1 protein-coding gene is annotated in these 907 nt (G+C 46.5%); it reads left to right on the top strand.

Going from position 1 to position 907, the window contains the following annotated elements; all coding sequences use genetic code 11:
• The coding region (locus R7Q48_RS25545; protein WP_318132954.1) for a DNA topoisomerase at window positions 1-907 on the top strand (907 nt) is incomplete at both ends.

Below are 907 nucleotides of genomic sequence, written 5' to 3'. Positions count from 1 at the left end.
CTAATCGGATCGCGAACCAGCCAGCGATAGTGAAGGAATCAGAGCAGAAGCAAACCAAGCAATCTGCACCATTGCCATATTCATTATCTGCTTTGCAGATTGATGCAGCAAAGCGTTATGGCATGAGTGCGCAGCAAGTGCTAGATACTTGTCAGGCACTATACGAAAAGCACAAACTGATCACTTATCCGCGTTCTGATTGTCGCTACTTGCCGTTGGAGCATTATTCTCAAGCTGGAACGGTTACATCCGCTATTGCAAACAACGCCAAAGAACTGCAAAGCGCAGTGAATGGTGCCGACTTATCGATTAAGTCGAAAGCGTGGAATGACAAAAAAGTCGATGCTCACCACGCCATCATTCCAACGCCTAAGCAAGCCAACGTTAATGCGCTGTCTGGCAACGAAATGAAAGTGTATCAGCTCATTGCGCGCCAATATTTAATGCAGTTTTATCCTGCGGCTGTCTATGCCGAAGCGAAATTGGTATTCGACATCGCTGGTGGCATTTTCATTGCCAAAGGTCGTCAACTTGTTTCGCCGGGTTGGAAAGCGCTGATGGGAAAAACGGATAAAGAAGACGAAGGTATTGATGCGGTGCCACTGTTAAGTGAAGGCACGGTGTTAACATGCCGTGAAGGTGAAATTAAAGACCGAAAAACTGAGCCACCAAAACACTTTACTGAAGCCACTCTGCTGCAAGCGATGACGGGAATTGCTCGTTATGTTGCCGATAAAGAGTTGAAAAAAATTCTGCGCGACACAGATGGATTAGGTACGGAAGCGACTCGTGCGGGTATTTTGGATACGCTCTTTAAGCGTCAGTTATTGACAAGGCAAGGTAAATCCATACTCAGTTCGCAAGCTGGACGAGGGTTAATCAACGCATTACCACAAGATGCGACGTA

This window comes from Vibrio sp. 378, from assembly GCF_033339435.1.
Note: the sequence above shows the minus strand (reverse complement) of the source record. Positions and strands in the feature narration are given on the sequence as shown.